The 16,228-nt window shown below is 62.3% G+C and carries 9 protein-coding genes, 3 tRNA genes and 3 rRNA genes; 7 read left to right on the top strand and 8 right to left on the bottom strand.

What is annotated here, in order from left to right; translation table 11 throughout:
- Positions 1–169: 169 nt before the first annotated feature.
- Positions 170–409: a hypothetical protein gene (locus tag A9D12_RS02230; RefSeq protein WP_156522774.1), complete on the bottom strand. Its 240-nt coding sequence runs from the start codon at positions 407–409 to the stop codon at positions 170–172.
- Positions 410–735: 326 nt separating this feature from the next.
- Between A9D12_RS02230 and A9D12_RS02225 the strand changes: the two genes are divergently transcribed.
- The 6 genes from A9D12_RS02225 to A9D12_RS02200 all read left to right on the top strand — a co-directional run bounded on the left by A9D12_RS02225 (position 736) and on the right by A9D12_RS02200 (position 6,202).
- Positions 736–2,220 (top strand): 16S ribosomal RNA (locus A9D12_RS02225).
- A 210-nt stretch (positions 2,221–2,430) separates the two neighbouring features.
- Positions 2,431–2,507, top strand: a tRNA-Ile gene (locus A9D12_RS02220).
- Positions 2,508–2,517: 10 nt separating this feature from the next.
- A tRNA-Ala gene (locus A9D12_RS02215) sits at positions 2,518–2,593 on the top strand.
- Positions 2,594–2,876: 283 nt separating this feature from the next.
- Positions 2,877–5,664 (top strand): 23S ribosomal RNA (locus tag A9D12_RS02210).
- Between the two features lie 132 nt (positions 5,665–5,796).
- Positions 5,797–5,911 (top strand): 5S ribosomal RNA (rrf, locus tag A9D12_RS02205).
- The 16S, 23S and 5S rRNA genes sit together here with 3 tRNA genes alongside, the layout of an rRNA operon.
- 214 nt (positions 5,912–6,125) lie before the next feature.
- Positions 6,126–6,202, top strand: a tRNA-Met gene (locus tag A9D12_RS02200).
- Between the two features lie 1,089 nt (positions 6,203–7,291).
- Here the strand turns inward: A9D12_RS02200 and A9D12_RS02190 are convergent.
- Positions 7,292–7,717 carry a hypothetical protein gene (locus A9D12_RS02190; RefSeq protein ID WP_156522773.1) on the bottom strand — a complete coding sequence of 142 codons (426 nt, stop codon included), beginning with the start codon at positions 7,715–7,717 and terminating at the stop codon, positions 7,292–7,294.
- Between the two features lie 344 nt (positions 7,718–8,061).
- On the opposite strand from A9D12_RS02190, the gene A9D12_RS02185 reads away from it, so the two are divergent.
- Complete coding sequence (locus A9D12_RS02185; protein WP_068349384.1) at positions 8,062–8,334, top strand: UvrB/UvrC motif-containing protein; 273 nt, start codon at positions 8,062–8,064, stop codon at positions 8,332–8,334.
- Positions 8,335–8,359: 25 nt separating this feature from the next.
- Here A9D12_RS02185 and A9D12_RS02180 read toward each other — a convergent pair whose 3' ends face one another.
- The 6 genes from A9D12_RS02180 to A9D12_RS02155 all read right to left on the bottom strand — a co-directional run bounded on the left by A9D12_RS02180 (position 8,360) and on the right by A9D12_RS02155 (position 16,185).
- Positions 8,360–10,219: a methyl-accepting chemotaxis protein gene (locus tag A9D12_RS02180; protein WP_231889671.1), complete on the bottom strand. Its 1,860-nt coding sequence runs from the start codon at positions 10,217–10,219 to the stop codon at positions 8,360–8,362.
- A gap of 84 nt (positions 10,220–10,303) precedes the next feature.
- The gene (locus A9D12_RS02175) at positions 10,304–12,127 is read right to left on the bottom strand and encodes a methyl-accepting chemotaxis protein (RefSeq protein ID WP_068349381.1); all 1,824 of its coding nucleotides are present in this window, start codon (positions 12,125–12,127) and stop codon (positions 10,304–10,306) included.
- Positions 12,124–13,665, bottom strand: coding sequence for a putative bifunctional diguanylate cyclase/phosphodiesterase (locus A9D12_RS02170; RefSeq protein WP_231889670.1), 1,542 nt, complete (start codon positions 13,663–13,665; stop codon positions 12,124–12,126). Before A9D12_RS02170 ends, A9D12_RS02175 begins: the two co-directional genes overlap by 4 nt.
- A 134-nt stretch (positions 13,666–13,799) precedes the next feature.
- Positions 13,800–14,666 carry a CheR family methyltransferase gene (locus A9D12_RS02165; RefSeq protein WP_068349377.1) on the bottom strand — a complete coding sequence of 289 codons (867 nt, stop codon included), beginning with the start codon at positions 14,664–14,666 and terminating at the stop codon, positions 13,800–13,802.
- Positions 14,663–15,730: a chemotaxis-specific protein-glutamate methyltransferase CheB gene (cheB, locus tag A9D12_RS02160; RefSeq protein WP_068349375.1), complete on the bottom strand. Its 1,068-nt coding sequence runs from the start codon at positions 15,728–15,730 to the stop codon at positions 14,663–14,665. The genes A9D12_RS02165 and cheB overlap by 4 nt, the downstream gene beginning before the upstream one ends.
- 89 nt (positions 15,731–15,819) lie before the next feature.
- Positions 15,820–16,185 carry a response regulator gene (locus tag A9D12_RS02155; RefSeq protein ID WP_068353440.1) on the bottom strand — a complete coding sequence of 122 codons (366 nt, stop codon included), beginning with the start codon at positions 16,183–16,185 and terminating at the stop codon, positions 15,820–15,822.
- Positions 16,186–16,228: the final 43 nt, after the last annotated feature.

Genomic DNA, 16,228 nt, shown 5'->3' with positions numbered 1-16,228 from the left:
GCGATGTGGGCACCGCGGCACTCTCCCGCAAGGTAGCGGAGACCCGTGTTCGAGGGGGCAAGGGGAATGACGAACATGGGAGGCATGCAGCAGCTGCGCCACGATCGGGATGGGGGAACAAAGCGACCGATTCCCGGTTCCAACGGACATCACGACGTGGATTCGGCGTTCAATCGGGCGACGAATCTGCCGGGAACCACGCCTCAGGCACAGATTCGCCGTCCGGAAAGTGCAATTTGCTGGTGGTCGCAGGGCCGCTGGTCAGATTTTTGTTGGACAAAAACCGCGGAATTCTGCGGTTCTTGCGCGCCGTTGAAACAAAATTGCAAAAAGCCGTTGACGGGACGGCCGACCCCGCATAGATGGGCTCCACCGACGCGGCGCTGACGGCTTCCACCATCACCGCCACTGACGGTCGCCAACAGCTTAGGATAGCCGGTCCCTCGGTGATAAATCGGGGAACCAAGCGCTGTCCGCTATTACTGTCTGGTGGTTCTTTGACATTGTTGGTTTTTGATGAAGGGACATGTGGGCGACGGCGCCCGGTCCGGGGACCTCAAGGCTCCGGGTACCGGTTAACTAAGCCGATGCCACGTTTGTTCGGCCACCACGGCTGGGCAGATGTCAAGCATGTTCATTCGTATCCATTACGTTTGACAGTGCAGGTATTGGCTCCTTGCAGCTCATGCCGGACTGGTTGGCGGGATTTATCCCGTGCTGGTTTGGTGTGTGACACAACTTGAGAGTTTGATCCTGGCTCAGAACGAACGCTGGCGGCATGCCTAACACATGCAAGTCGAACGAGACCTTCGGGTCTAGTGGCGCACGGGTGCGTAACGCGTGGGAACCTGCCTTTAGGTTCGGAATAACTCAGAGAAATTTGAGCTAATACCGGATAATGTCTTCGGACCAAAGATTTATCGCCTTTAGATGGGCCCGCGTAAGATTAGCTAGTTGGTGGGGTAAAGGCCTACCAAGGCGACGATCTTTAGCTGGTCTGAGAGGATGATCAGCCACACTGGGACTGAGACACGGCCCAGACTCCTACGGGAGGCAGCAGTGGGGAATATTGGACAATGGGCGAAAGCCTGATCCAGCAATGCCGCGTGAGTGATGAAGGCCTTAGGGTTGTAAAGCTCTTTTACCAGGGATGATAATGACAGTACCTGGAGAATAAGCTCCGGCTAACTCCGTGCCAGCAGCCGCGGTAATACGGAGGGAGCTAGCGTTGTTCGGAATTACTGGGCGTAAAGCGCACGTAGGCGGCTTTTTAAGTCAGGGGTGAAATCCCGGGGCTCAACCCCGGAACTGCCCTTGAAACTGGGAAGCTAGAATCTTGGAGAGGCGAGTGGAATTCCGAGTGTAGAGGTGAAATTCGTAGATATTCGGAAGAACACCAGTGGCGAAGGCGACTCGCTGGACAAGTATTGACGCTGAGGTGCGAAAGCGTGGGGAGCAAACAGGATTAGATACCCTGGTAGTCCACGCCGTAAACGATGATAACTAGCTGTCCGGGCTCATAGAGTTTGGGTGGCGCAGCTAACGCATTAAGTTATCCGCCTGGGGAGTACGGTCGCAAGATTAAAACTCAAAGGAATTGACGGGGGCCTGCACAAGCGGTGGAGCATGTGGTTTAATTCGAAGCAACGCGCAGAACCTTACCAGCCTTTGACATCCTAGGACGACTTCTGGAGACAGATTTCTTCCCTTCGGGGACCTAGTGACAGGTGCTGCATGGCTGTCGTCAGCTCGTGTCGTGAGATGTTGGGTTAAGTCCCGCAACGAGCGCAACCCTCGTCCTTAGTTGCCATCATTTAGTTGGGCACTTTAAGGAAACTGCCGGTGATAAGCCGGAGGAAGGTGGGGATGACGTCAAGTCCTCATGGCCCTTACAGGCTGGGCTACACACGTGCTACAATGGCATCTACAGTGGGCAGCTATTCCGCAAGGATGCGCTAATCTCCAAAAGATGTCTCAGTTCGGATTGTCCTCTGCAACTCGAGGGCATGAAGGCGGAATCGCTAGTAATCGCGGATCAGCATGCCGCGGTGAATACGTTCCCAGGCCTTGTACACACCGCCCGTCACACCATGGGAGTTGGATTCACCCGAAGGCAGTGCGCTAACCGCAAGGAGGCAGCTGACCACGGTGGGTTCAGCGACTGGGGTGAAGTCGTAACAAGGTAGCCGTAGGGGAACCTGCGGCTGGATCACCTCCTTTCTAAGGATGCTTGCGAAAGCGCCGGTGCCAGTCATCGGAAGGGCTTCGCGGTTTTCCAAAGAACATTGCCGTCGTCCTCATGTCCTTTCATCAATCGGAATACAGCGCGCTGCGGGCTTGTCCTGCAAGTTGCTGCTGTGTGCCTGAGCCGGCTCGCGCCCGTTTGCGGCAGCCTGTTCCTTCGGGACTGGCGGCCGGATACGGAGGTGTGGGCCTGTAGCTCAGTTGGTTAGAGCGCACCCCTGATAAGGGTGAGGTCAGTGGTTCGAATCCACTCAGGCCCACCATTTACCTTTAGGGGCCTTAGCTCAGCTGGGAGAGCACCTGCTTTGCAAGCAGGGGGTCATCGGTTCGATCCCGATAGGCTCCACCAGGTACCATATCAGATTCCGATAGATGAAACGAAACCAGATCCCGCTTTCGGGCGGGTCAGGCGATCGTGCTGATTAGTCAGCGTCGCCGATCTTTGACATTGTGAATGGGTTTTTAAATCGATGCCGTGGCGCATGGATTGTAACGGGCAGGGCTACGGCTTTGTTTCGGATCGATCGATGCATCACAAATCAATCAAATTGATTATCTGGCTGAGATAATTCTCCCACCGTCTTCAAGCGTTCAGGCTTTTATGCAGGTCTGACGTTGATGGTGTGGATTCTCAAGCGTGAGGTAAGAGCATTTGGTGGATGCCTTGGCATGTACAGGCGAAGAAGGACGTGGCACGCTGCGATAAGCGTCGGGGAGTTGTGAGCAAACTTTGATCCGGCGATTTCCGAATGGGGAAACCCACCTTCACCATTTCTTCCAGTTGGCTTTCGGGCCTGCTGGGCGAGGTGGATAAGGTATCACCGAGCTGAATATATAGGCTTGGTGAAGCGAACCCGGGGAACTGAAACATCTCAGTACCCGGAGGAAAAGACATCAACAGAGATTCCCGTAGTAGTGGCGAGCGAACCGGGACCAGGCCAGTGCCTTCTTTTCAACTAGCAGAACATTCTGGAAAGTTTGACCATAGCGGGTGACAGTCCCGTATGCGAAAGTGATGAAGAAGGACTTGAGTAGGGCGGGACACGTGAAATCCTGTCTGAACATAGGGGGACCACCCTCTAAGCCTAAATACTCGTACATGACCGATAGCGAACACAGTACCGTGAGGGAAAGGTGAAAAGCACCCCGATTAGGGGAGTGAAACAGTACCTGAAACCGGATGCTTACAAGCAGTTGGAGCTCCATAGGGAGTGACAGCGTACCTCTTGCATAATGGGTCAGTGACTTAATCTAGCATGCAAGCTTAAGCCGTTAGGTGTAGGCGAAGCGAAAGCGAGTCTGAATAGGGCGACTGAGTATGTTGGATTAGACCCGAAACCCGGCGATCTAGGCATGAGCAGGTTGAAGGTGCGGTAACACGCACTGGAGGACCGAACCGTTTAATGTTGAAAAATTATCGGATGACTTGTGTTTAGGGGTGAAAGGCCAATCAAGCCGGGAAATAGCTGGTTCTCCGCGAAATCTATTGAGGTAGAGCGTCAGATGTATGCCGATGGGGGTAGAGCACTGGATGGGCTAGGGCTGCGCGAGCGGTACCAAACCTAACCAAACTCCGAATACCATCGAGTCTTGTCTGGCAGACAGACGGCGGGTGCTAAGGTCCGTCGTCAAAAGGGAAACAGCCCTAACCTACAGCTAAGGTCCCCAAGTCATATCTAAGTGGGAAAGCATGTGGGAATCCCAAAACAACCAGGAGGTTGGCTTAGAAGCAGCCATCCTTTAAAGAAAGCGTAACAGCTCACTGGTCTAAACAAGGGTTCCTGCGGCGAAGATGTAACGGGGCTAAAGATATGCACCGAAGCTTAGGGTTGCAGTTTACTGCAGCGGTAGCGGAGCGTTCCGTAAGCGAGTGAAGGCGAAGGGTAACCGACGCTGGACGTATCGGAAGTGCGAATGCTGACATGAGTAGCGACAAACAGGGTAAGATACCCTGTCGCCGAAAGACCAAGGGTTCCTACGCAATGCTAATCAACGTAGGGTGAGCCGGCCCCTAAGACGAGCCCGAAGGGGGTAGTCGATGGGAACCACGTTAATATTCGTGGGCCTGGTGGTGTGTGACGGATCTCGTAAATTGTCCTTCCTTATTGGATTGGTTGGGCAGTGAAGAGGTTCCAGGAAATAGCCCCACCGTATAGACCGTACCCGAAACCGACACAGGTGGTCAGGTAGAGTATACCAAGGCGCTTGAGAGAAGTATCCTGAAGGAACTCGGCAAATTGCCTCCGTACCTTCGGAAGAAGGAGGCCCCATCTATGCGCAAGCACTGGTGGGGGGCACAGGCCAGGGGGTAGCGACTGTTTATCAAAAACACAGGACTCTGCTAAGTCGGCTTCAAGACGACGTATAGGGTCTGACGCCTGCCCGGTGCTCGAAGGTTAAGAGGAGGAGTGCAAGCTCCGAATTGAAGCCCGAGTAAACGGCGGCCGTAACTATAACGGTCCTAAGGTAGCGAAATTCCTTGTCGGGTAAGTTCCGACCTGCACGAATGGCGTAACGACTTCCCCACTGTCTCCAGGATATGCTCAGCGAAATTGAATTCTCCGTGAAGATGCGGAGTACCCGCGGTTAGACGGAAAGACCCCGTGCACCTTTACTGCAGCTTCAGAGTGGTATTAGGAAAGAGTTGTGTAGCATAGGTGGGAGGCTTTGAAGTGTCGGCGCCAGCTGACATGGAGCCATAGGTGAAATACCACCCTGCTGTTTTCTGATATCTAACCACGCACCGTTAGCCGGTGTTGGGACCCTCTGTGGCGGGTAGTTTGACTGGGGCGGTCGCCTCCTAAAGAGTAACGGAGGCGCGCGATGGTAGGCTCAGGACGGTTGGAAACCGTCTGTTAGAGTGCAATGGCATAAGCCTGCCTGACTGCGAGACTGACGAGTCGAGCAGAGACGAAAGTCGGTCATAGTGATCCGGTGGTCCCTCGTGGAAGGGCCATCGCTCAACGGATAAAAGGTACGCCGGGGATAACAGGCTGATGATTCCCAAGAGCTCATATCGACGGAATCGTTTGGCACCTCGATGTCGGCTCATCACATCCTGGGGCTGGAGCAGGTCCCAAGGGTTTGGCTGTTCGCCAATTAAAGTGGTACGTGAGCTGGGTTCAGAACGTCGCGAGACAGTTTGGTCCCTATCTGCCGTGGGCGTCGATACTTGAAAGGAGTTGCCCCTAGTACGAGAGGACCGGGGTGAACGTACCTCTGGTGTACCTGTCATTCTGCCAAGAGTGCCGCAGGGTAGCTATGTACGGACGGGATAACCGCTGAAAGCATCTAAGCGGGAAGCCTCCCTTAAGATAAGGTATCTTTGAACCGTGATAGACCATCACGTTGATAGGCCGGGTGTGGAAGTGCAGTAATGTATGGAGCTAACCGGTCCTAATAGTTCATATCGCGCTTGAGAGTTCGCACTATCAACGTCAGACCTGCCCTGCAGGAACGCGTTGGTGGAGAATACTCCAGCCAGATACGCCCCAAACCACTCACCCAAATGAGTGTGCATCGATTCGAAACCCGCATCCACTGGTCCCATTGCTTGGTGACCATAGCGTCTGTGACCCACCCGATCCCATCTCGAACTCGGCCGTGAAACCAGACCGCGCCAATGGTACTAACGCTCAAGCGTTGGAAGAGTAGGTCGTCGCCAGGCATTGCGACCAGTGGAAGCAGGCATAACCCATTCACATAGTCAAAGGGCTGACCCCACAAAGGGCAGCCCTTTTGGCGTTTTCAAGGCCCTCGGGCCCCAATGACGCTTCCCTCACCGGCGAAAGCCTCCGAGGGGCGGCCCCGGCTCCGCAGGAGCCGCAAGGCCGAACGGCCGCCCGCAGCGCTTGCGCGAGGAACGCCACCAAGAACGGTATCGCGGGATGGAGCAGCCCGGTAGCTCGTCAGGCTCATAACCTGAAGGTCGTTGGTTCAAATCCAACTCCCGCAACCAAGCTTTTCAAAATCTCATACCAAGCGCCCCGGATAGCGCAGATGCGCGTGTCCGTGTTGTGACCGCGCCCATGAAGCGCGTGCCAGATACCTGGCAGGTTGCGGCGTCTTCCTGTCGCTGCTCACCGCGCTACCAGTCGCCTATTTCGCAGGGGGCGCACATACCCGGACGTTTCCGCGTCCCTTTCATTCAGGAAGTTGGATTGCCGCTACCGGCAACGGTATCGATGACGGCCGACGATGTGCCATGGTCCCTGACTTGCGGATACAAGTCGGCATCGTGGGAAAGACCCGCGATGAGGTAATCGATCTGTTGGGCGAACCGGAGGATCGACGCCGTGAGCCCGGCATGAGCTACTGGCTTCTTTGTCCCAACTTCCTGGATATCTGGGTTTTAAGTGTCCGTTGGAAAAACGGTCGCGCTGTCGACACGTTCGTGCACGACAGCTAGCTCTTCAGCCACTGGCTGTTTTCCAACCACTAACAGTCATGAGGAGGGTCGATGCGCAATCCCGAAAGCCGCATGGCGACTTTGATGCATTTCTGAAAAATTCCTGCCTTCCTGAAACCGACCCCATTGCTGACTTGCGGCTCTGTCTGGGAGAGATACGGAGACTGGGCAACTTGCTGCGTAGTCGCAGTTGAAAGGGGGCAGGGCCGCAAGCTTTGCTCCGGACCCCTCTCCCCACCCTCTCCCGCAAGGGGAGAGGGCTAGGGCAGAAAACCACCCATAATCGGCCAATATCAGCTTCGAAGTGCACGCCTGAAACCGGACGGCATGAGCCATCGCACCGCAATATCGCGAGCCTGCCCGCCCGCTGACTTCCTGACTGCGTCCCGTCCTGTGCCGAGCAAGCCGGCGCATTCCGGAATACAATTGGTAATGCTTCTGGATTGTCGAACAAGCGTCGAAGCCACGCTCGATGCTCCTGCACCATGAGCCCAACAACCCTCTCGCAATCAGCCTCTTGGCGCTCTGTGACCTCGATTTTGCGCGTCCTGAGTCATGAACGCCTTGTTCGCGAAGTCGATCAACTTTTCTGCCGGTCCGCGCGTCGTTCTCCTCGTCGCGTTTTCCTCCGGGTGCCGATCAGTCGCGGCAGTACCCTTCGCCCTCGGCAACCATCAGGCAGTCCGATTTGCCGGCAAGGTATTTGAGGCCCGTCTGATCGCCGGTCGCAGCCTTGAGCAGCAATTGCCGGCCACCGCGCTCGAAGGCGATGCCGCCAGGGGCATCCACGCCGGCATAGGTGCCTTGCGTATCGAGATCCGATTGCATCGCGAGCGAATAGCCACCGCCTTCGGTTGGCGTGATTTCGACAAACATGCCTTCAACACCGACCCATTTGCCAGCCCATGCCGCGTGACTGACGGGGGCATTGGCGGCGGCGGTCGTGGCAGGGGCGACGGCGGCGGCTGTGTCGGCCGCACCCTCATCGTTCCGGGCAGCCGGAGCGCAGGCAGTGGCAAGGGCCGCGATCACCAGCGCATTCGCTATTTTAAGCGGATTGGTCATGGGACTTGTCTCCTTGTGGATGGTGCAGCGGGCGCGCGTGGGCGTGGACTGGCGAAGCGTTGCGCAATCATCGGGAACTGCCGCTGTGTTGAAGCGGTCCTCGATCCCTTGCAAGGTGGCTGCGACGCTCTGCCTTGCGGTGGCGGCGTGATCCTTGCCCGGCAGGTCGATCCACCGCAGCCTGTTGCCTTGCAGCAAGATACCTTTGCGGCGCGACGAACGCGACGGAGATGTGATCGGGTTCCGGCGCGCGTTCAGCGGCGATCGCGATCCCGGCGCAAGGCCGGGTCGATCCTGTTGGCGATATCGCGGGACCCGACCCTGCTTTGCGCGCTTTACCTTGCATGACGGAAACGATCGACAATCTTCAACGGGCGATGGAGGCGGCGGCGCAGGCGCTCGATTTCGAGGAGGCGCGCCGGCTGCGCGACCGGATCAATCTGATGCGCGGCGGGGCCGATGCGCAGCAGGCGGCAGCGGCCGATACGTCGGGGCTGGTGCGTCAGCAACCGGGCGCGATGGGGCTGGGGACGAGCCGGCAGCGGCCGATTGCCCCGCCGGGCTGGAAGCCGCCGCCCAAGCCCGATCTCAAGACGAGCGGCGGCAAGCGCAAATAGTCACGGCGCTACCGGGCCGGTGCGTTCAACCTGCGCGCACGGTCCGCAGGAACCCGCGCACCTGATCGCCCAGATGGGCGGCCTGCGCTTCAAGTTCATTGGCGCTCGACAAGACCTGCGAGGCCGCAGCACCGGTCGAAAGCGACAATTGCCGCACATCCTCGATATGCGCCGAAACCTTCTCGGTCCCACGCGCGGCAAGATCGATGCTCTGCGCCAGATCGCGCCCCGCGACCGATTGCTGGTCGACCGCGGTGGCGATCGAGACGGCGGTGGATTCGAGATCCTGCACCTGCCCGGCGATTGCCCGCAGCGCCTTGACGCTGGCGCCGGTGGTGGTCTGCATCGCGCGGATCTGTTCGGCGACCTTCTCGGTCGCGCGGCTCGTCTGCATCGCGAGCTCCTTGACCTCGCTGGCGACCACCGCAAAGCCGCGGCCCGCTTCGCCGCCGCGCGCCGCCTCGATCGAGGCGTTCAATGCCAGCAGGTTGGTGCGCTGGGCGATGGTCTGGATCAGTTCGACGATCTGGCCGACTTCCTCGGCGGACGCGGCGAGCGCAGAGATCGTCTCGTCCGCTTCGCCCGTGGCGACCGTGGCGAGGCGCGCAAGCTCGCTTGATGAGGCGGCCTGACGGCTGATCTCGCTGATCGAGAGCGCAAATTCGTCGCTCGCCGCGGCGGCAGCGGTGGCGCCGGCATTGGCTTCTTCCATCGACACAGCGACTTCGCCGGTGCGGCGGCTTGCTTCTTCGGCGCTGGTGGCCATCCGGCTCGCGGTGGTGTGGAGCTGGCTGGAGGCCGCGGCAACGCCGCTCACCACGTCGCCCACGGTGCGTTCGAACTGTCGTGCGACATCGTCGAGCAAGGCGGCGCGCCTCGCCTCGGCCTCGCGGCGCTCGTGTTCGCGTTCGTGCTGCAACTGCAATTCCTGTTCGGCCTTTTCGGAGCGTTCGCGCGCCCAGGCCTCGAGCCGCTTGCTCGCGCGCTTGAACAGGTCGAGTGCGCGGACCATCGCGCCGATCTCGTCCTGCCGTTCCGCGCCGTCGATTGCGAAGCTGCGGTCGCCTTCGGCCAGCCGCGTCATCGCGGCGGTGATTTCGGCGATCTTGCGGGCGAAATCGCGCGAGAGATAGGCAAGTCCCAGCAGCAGCACGCCGCCGGCGACCACGGCCAGAACGCCGCACAGCAGGATCATGTTGAAGAAATAGGCGATGCCGCGCGCCTCGTGCGCTTCGGCCTCGGTAGCGATCGCCGCTGAAAGCCTGGCCGCATCCGCCATCACCGCATCGCCGGCCTGTGCGACCGGGCTGGCCGCAGCCGCGGTGCCGGCGCGATCGGCAGCGGCGGCAAAGCCGGTTTCGAACCGCGCGATATCGGCCCGCAAGGCGGCGGCGCGCGGCGCAAGTTCTGGTGCCTGCGCTGCAAGTTGTGCCTCGATCCCGGCAATCCGCGTCAGCAGCGCCGCGGCAGCATTGGCCCGGGCCGCACGCAGCGCCGGATCGCCGCTTTCATACAGCGCCCTGACCGAATCATAGCGCAGCTGGCCCGCGCTCTTTTCGACCTCGCCCGATGCGACCAGCGTTTCCTGCATCGCCGCCGATGCCGAATAGCGGTTCCACAATTCGCCAAGGCCCAGACCCAGCACCAGCACCAGCAATGCGCCCACGCCGAGGAAGGTGCCGAACACCGCGTTGATCTTGCGCGCGAGGGAAAGGTTGCGGAACCACGGCAGCCGTTCGAGCAGCGTGCCTTGCGCTGCGGCGGAGGGCGCAGCCGGAAGCGACGCGAAATCCGCGCCGTCCAGCAGATCCTCGACCTGCAGCTGACGCACGAAATCGGGCACGGCCTGCTCCTCGCGGCGCTCTTGCAGGCTCATCATGTTCATGCGGTATTCCCCCGGTCTTTTGTTCAAGCAATGATGAAGGATAATCCTTTCCAAATGCTTGAATGCGGGGCTTTCCCTAAGCCCTCAGCCGGCACGCACCCGCGCCAGGAATGTCTGCACCTGCGCGCGGAGCGTGGCGGCCTGGGCTTCGAGACTGGTCGCGCTCGACAGCACCTGGCAGGCCGCCGCTCCGGTCGAAACCGACAGTGTGCGCACGGTTTCGACATGGCCCGCGACCCGTTCGGTACCGCGCGCGGCAAGATCGATGCTGCGCGCCAGATCGTGGCCCGCAACCGATTGCTGGTCGACCGCGGTGGCGATCGAGACGGCGGTGGTTTCGAGGCTTTCGATCTGCGCGGCGATGCTGCGCAGTGCGGCAACGCTTGCGCCGGTGGTCGATTGCATCGCGCGAATCTGTTCGGCGACCTGCTCGGTCGCGCGGCTGGTCTGGTTGGCGAGTTCCTTGACCTCGCTGGCGACCACCGCAAAGCCGCGCCCCGCCTCGCCGCCGCGCGCGGCCTCGATGCTGGCGTTCAGTGCAAGCAGGTTGGTGCGCTGCGCAATGGTCTGGATCAGTTCGACGATCTGGCCGACTTCCTGCGCGGAGGCGGAGAGCGCGCCGATCGTGCTGTCGGCGCGGCGCGCGGACAGGCTGGCATCGCGCGCCAGCTGCGCCGAGGACGCAGCCTGTCGGCTGATCTCGCCGATCGACATGGCGAATTCATCGCTCGCCGCCGCCGCCGCCGCTGCGCCAAGATTGGCTTCGTCCATTGCCGAGGCGGCTTCTTCGGTGCGTTCGGCGGCGTCTTCGGCGGTGCTGGCCATCAGCGATGCGGTCGATTGCAACTGGCTTGACGCGGCGACCACCCCGGTGACGACTTCGCCCACGGTGCGTTCGAACTGGTCTGCGATCCCTGCGATCATACGGCTGTGTTCGCGGCGCGATTCTTCGGCGACGAGCTGCTGGCGCGCCTGTTCGTCCAGCTCGGCACGGGCGCGGGTCGCGCGTTCGCGGCTCAGCCGTTCCAGCCTGAGCGCGGCTTGCAGGAATACCTCGGAGGCGCGTGCCATTTCGCCGATCTCGTCGGCGCGGTCCTTGCCGCTGATCGCGACATCGCGGTGCCCCGCGGCAATCGCGGTCATCTGCTGCGCCATCGCGGCCAGCGTCGCCCCGACGCTGCGCTTGAAGTAGCGCTGCGCGAACAGCGTGATTAGCGTCAACAGCGCGGCAAGCGCGATCCACATCATCAGCATGCGCGAGGTCAGCGCCGCGTCCTTGTCGGCAATGGCCGCGGCATCGGCGGCAAAGGTTTGCGCGGCGTTGCGTGCCATACCCAGCACGGCGGCATGGGCCCCCGTCAGCGCGGCGGCCTGCCGGCGGCGCGTATCGGGGGAGATGCCCGGCGCGGCCAGTTCGGCAAGCTGCCGGTCGAGATCGCCGATCCCTTGCGCAAGCGCGGGCAAGCCTGCGGCTGCGCCGGAAGCGGCGACGACCCCGTTCGCGGCCAGATCGGCGCTGCGCGCTGCGGCGCGTTGCAAGGCTGCGCGCGCAGGCGCGACACGCGCAGGCTCTCCGCTTGCGGCGAGCCATTCGGCCTGATGCCCGCTTTCGCCAAGGTCGGCCACCAGGCGTTCGGCGGCGAGCGCAACGTCATGCGCGGCGCGGACACGCTCGGCCCTTTGGCCAAGGTCGACATAGCCGATCACCACGAATATTCCGGCAAGCAGCGCAAGGCACAGGTTGGCGGTAAAGAAGACCGAAATCTTGCCGCCCACGGGCAACTGCGCAAACCATGCGCGCATCCCGCCCTGCGGCCCCGGATGCGCAGTGGCATCGGCAAGCATGGTGGGCGCGAAGCCCGCGGTTTCGGCCTTGAGGTCCTGCGCGATGTCGCGGAGCGCGCTCATGCGCGGTGTCCGCCGGCGGCGGGCGCAGCTGAGATCTGCCGCGCGTGATTGAAGCTGTCGTGCTGCGTGCCGAGCAGGCGGTCGATATCGGCTGCGGGCATCGCGCGGTGGTAGAGCCACCCCTGGATCTGGTCAGCGCCCGCAAGTCGCACCAGTTCGGCCTGTTCCTCGGTCTCGACGCCCTCGGCGGTTACCCCCATGTCGAGCGCGCGGGCGAGCGTGATCGAGGACAGCATCATCGCGCGGCTGCCTTCATCGACGCTGGCCTGTTCGACCAGACTGCGGTCGAGCTTCAGTTTCTCGAACCGGAAGCGACGCAGGAACCCGATCGAGGCATAGCCGGTGCCGAAATCGTCGAGCACGATCCGCACGCCGAAGCTGCGGATCACGTCCAATGTGCGTTCGGCCACCACGGGGTCGAGCACGAGGCAGGTTTCGGTGACTTCGAGTTCGAGGCGGTGCGGGGGAAAGCCGGTTTCCTCCAGCACTTCGCCCAGCTTGATCGGGAATTCGGCGTTGCGCAATTGCGCCGCCGAAATGTTGACCGACAGCGTGATGTCACCCCACCGGCGCGCATCGCACACCGCCTGACGCAGCACCCACGCCCCGAGCGGATTGATCAGCCCCGAATCCTCGGCCACGGGGATGAAGATATTGGGCCCCAGCGGATCGCGCCCGCCGCGGTCCCAGCGCAGCAGCGCCTCGACCGCGACAATCCGCTTGTCGCGCGCGCTGACCAGCGGCTGATAGACGAGGTTGAATTCGCCCGCGGCCATGCCCGCGCGGATCTCTTCCTCGATCTCGCGCACGCGTTCGCGGCGGCGGTCGAAGCTTTCGTTGAACCAGGTGCAGCGCATCTTGCCGCCGCGCTTGGACATGTCCATCGCCACGTCCGCGCGGCGCAGCATTTCGGACGATGGCACGCGCATGTCCGCGGTCGAGCGGGTGAAGCCGATGCTCGCGCCGATCGCGATCTGGCGGTGGCCCAGCGTCAGGGGCGCGCCCAGCCGGTCGAGCAGCGCGCGGCACATGCCTTCGAGGATGGTCCCGGCAACCTTGCCCGCCATCACCGCGGCGAATTCGTCGCCGCCGAGGCGATAGGCGCGCGCTTCCTTGCCGCACACCTCGCGCAGCGCGTCGGCAAACAGCTCGATCAGCTGATCGCCGACCGCGTGGCCATAGTGGTCGTTGATCTGCTTGAACCCGTCGAGATCGATCATCGCCAGCGCGACTTCATCCTCGCCGCGGGTGTGGAACAGGATATCCTCGTGCAGCGCATGGCGGTTGGGCAGGCGGGTGAGCGGGTCGGTGTGCGCCAGTTCCTCGAGCCCGCGGATCTTGGCGATCCCGCTGCGGCCCAGCCCGAACAAGGTCAGCGCATAGACCAGCACCGCGGTGATCATCAGCGCCGAATTGGTGCCTGCCCAGACGTTCCCGGACCAGCCGACCCAGAAGCCCAGCGCCCCGGTCATCACCGTCGCCACCGCGATCGCGGCCACCACCAGCCCGGCCGTCGTCAGATGCAAGGGTTGCTTCAAGGTGAGCACGGATCGCAGATTCCCCTTCGCCGCGCGCAGGGCTGCGGCCATGAGAATCATGGTTTAAAGATCAGCAACTAAGGAAGGGTAAAGCATAACCGACGCAAGCGCCGACGGGCGATGGGACGCGGCGCTCAGGCCGATTTGCGCAAGCTGCGCGACCCGCTTGCGCCGGCCGGTTCGAAAAAGCTCGCGCGGTGCTGGGTGGGGGCAAAGCGTCCGGTCTGTCCCACCACGGTTTCGCCCGCGCCCAGCATCAGGAACCCGTCGGGCATCACCGCGCCCGCCAGCCGGTCGAAGGCCTCGGTGCGCGTGGTGCGGTCGAAATAAAGCAGCACATTCCGGCACAATACCAGGTCGAAGGGCACGCGCGAGGGCAGCGCGCCGCTAAGCAGGTTGCCCTGATTGAAGCGCACCATGCGGCGCACGTTCTCGTTCACCTGCCAGCCTTGCGGGGTTTCCTCGAAATGGCGCAGCATCTGGGTGACGCCCAATCCGCGCTGCACCTCGAACTGGCTGTAGCTGCCGCTGCGCGCTGCAGCGACCGCGCGGTGCGAGACATCGGTGCCGACGATATCGATCGTCCACCCGTCCCAGCGCCCCGCCTGTTCGGCAAACAGCATCGCGAGCGAATAGGCCTCCTGTCCGGTCGAACAGCCCGCCGACCAGATCGACAGGCGGCGCACATTGCGGCGGCGTTCGGCCAGTTCGGGCAGGATTTCGCCCGGCAACTGGTCGAAGGTCGGCTTGTCGCGGAAGAAATAGGTCTCGTTGTTGAGCAGCGCCTCGACCACGTCCTGCGCCAGATCGCCCGCCTGCGGGTGATCGAGCAGGCAGACGAGCTGGTCGACATTGCTGATCCCGTGCGTGCGGAAAATTCCCGCAAGCGCCGAATTGACGCGCCAGCGGCGGCTTTCGGTCAGATGCTGACCGGTGCGCGCTTCGAGCAGATCGGCGATGATCTGGTGCGAGGCTTCGCTGGCGGTGACCGGCTGGCTCATCGCGCAGCCGCCGCAGGGCTCGCCGCCGCCGTGCCCGAAACCAGCGCCATCACCGCATCGCCCAGCCGGTCGGGCGGGGCGACGAGGCTGGCGAGCCCTGCGCGCGCAGCGGCGCCGGGCATCCCCCACACCGCGCAGGTATCGGCATCCTGCGCATAGATCGTGCCGCCGGCCTCGACCAGCGCCGCCGCGCCGATCACCCCGTCGCGGCCCATCCCCGACAGGATCACGCCCAGCGCGCGGCCATCGCAGGCCTCGGCCAGACTGGCGAGCATCGGATCGACCGAGGGCATGCAGCCGCTGGGCTGCGGTTCGGTGCTGATCCTGACCACCAGCCGCGCACCGGTGCGGCGCACCATCACATGCCCGTCGCCCGGCGCGATCAGGATCCGGCCGGGGGTGAGGATCAGGCCATCGGCGGCGATTTCGGCGCGGCGCCCGCAGGCGGCTTCGATCTGGCGCGCGAAAACCGGCATGAAACTGGCGGGCAGATGCTGGGTGATCAGCAGCGGCACGGCAAAATCAGGCGCAAGCCGGCGCAGCATCAGCCCCAGCGCATGGATCCCTCCGGTCGACGCGCCGATCGCGACCACATCGGCGCGCGCCATCCGCCGGCCCAGCCCGGAGCGCACGAAGGAGGCATCGGCGGGCTCGCGCGGCGAAGGCAGCGAAGCCGCAGCGCCAGCGCGCGCACCCAGAGCGCGGATCTTGCCGAGCAGCGCGGCGCGGTATTCCTCGGTAAAGCCGCCCGGACGCGGTTTGAGCAGCGTGTCGGCGGCCCCCATCTGCAAGGCGGACAGCGTGTGTTCGGCGCCGTCGACCGTCAGCGAGGAGACCACCAGCACCTGCGGATTGCCCGGTGTCGCAAGGATTGCGGGCAGCGCGCCCAATCCGCCGATCCCGGGCATTTCGAGATCGAGCAGCACGACATCGGCGGGGGTGCGGGAAAGCTGCGACAGCGCGCTTTCCGCGCTCGATGCGGTGCCGGCGATCACCAGCGCCGGATCGCTGTCGACCATCCGCTTGAAGACCGTGCGGACCGTCAGCGAATCGTCGACGATCATCACCCGGATCGCGGCGGCGGCTCCGGCGTGAGCAAAGGGACGGCCCGGGTTATCGGGCGCACCGCTGCGGGGCGGGGGAGGGGCGGGCCTCACGCAAACCCGACAAGCTGCAGCTTGATCTGCAACGTCTCGTGATCGAACGGCTTCATCACATATTCGTCCGCCCCGGCGCTGATCGCCTGGCGGATATGCGCCACGTCGTTTTCGGTGGTGCAGAACACCACCTTGGGCTTGTCGCCGCCGGGGCGCTTGCGCAGCAGGACGAGGAATTCGATCCCCGTCATCACCGGCATGTTCCAGTCGAGCAGCACCACATCGGGCATCGCCGCATCGCAGGCATCCAGCGCCAGCTTGCCGTTCTCGGCCTCTTCCACGGCAAAGCCCAGCGTTTCGAGGATATGTCTCGAAACCTTGCGGATCACCCGGGAATCATCGACGATCAGGCACGTTTTCATGGGATTGTCCTGCATTGAAGACCGCGAGGCTAGGCCCATTGCG

It is taken from the genome of Erythrobacter neustonensis (assembly GCF_001663175.1).
GTDB lineage: Bacteria > Pseudomonadota > Alphaproteobacteria > Sphingomonadales > Sphingomonadaceae > Erythrobacter > Erythrobacter neustonensis.
Note: the sequence above shows the minus strand (reverse complement) of the source record. Positions and strands in the feature narration are given on the sequence as shown.

Bases quoted from the DNA above. Each gene is read 5' to 3' on its own strand.
- A9D12_RS02190 (WP_156522773.1), bottom strand. From the start codon at position 7,717: ATGACCAATCCGCTTAAAATAGCGAATGCGCTGGTGATCGCGGCCCTT.
- A9D12_RS02185 (WP_068349384.1), top strand. From the start codon at position 8,062: ATGACGGAAACGATCGACAATCTTCAACGGGCGATGGAGGCGGCGGCG.
- A9D12_RS02180 (WP_231889671.1), bottom strand. From the start codon at position 10,219: ATGAACATGATGAGCCTGCAAGAGCGCCGCGAGGAGCAGGCCGTGCCC.
- A9D12_RS02175 (WP_068349381.1), bottom strand. From the start codon at position 12,127: ATGAGCGCGCTCCGCGACATCGCGCAGGACCTCAAGGCCGAAACCGCG.
- A9D12_RS02165 (WP_068349377.1), bottom strand. From the start codon at position 14,666: ATGAGCCAGCCGGTCACCGCCAGCGAAGCCTCGCACCAGATCATCGCC.
- cheB (WP_068349375.1), bottom strand. From the start codon at position 15,730: ATGATCGTCGACGATTCGCTGACGGTCCGCACGGTCTTCAAGCGGATG.
- A9D12_RS02155 (WP_068353440.1), bottom strand. From the start codon at position 16,185: ATGAAAACGTGCCTGATCGTCGATGATTCCCGGGTGATCCGCAAGGTT.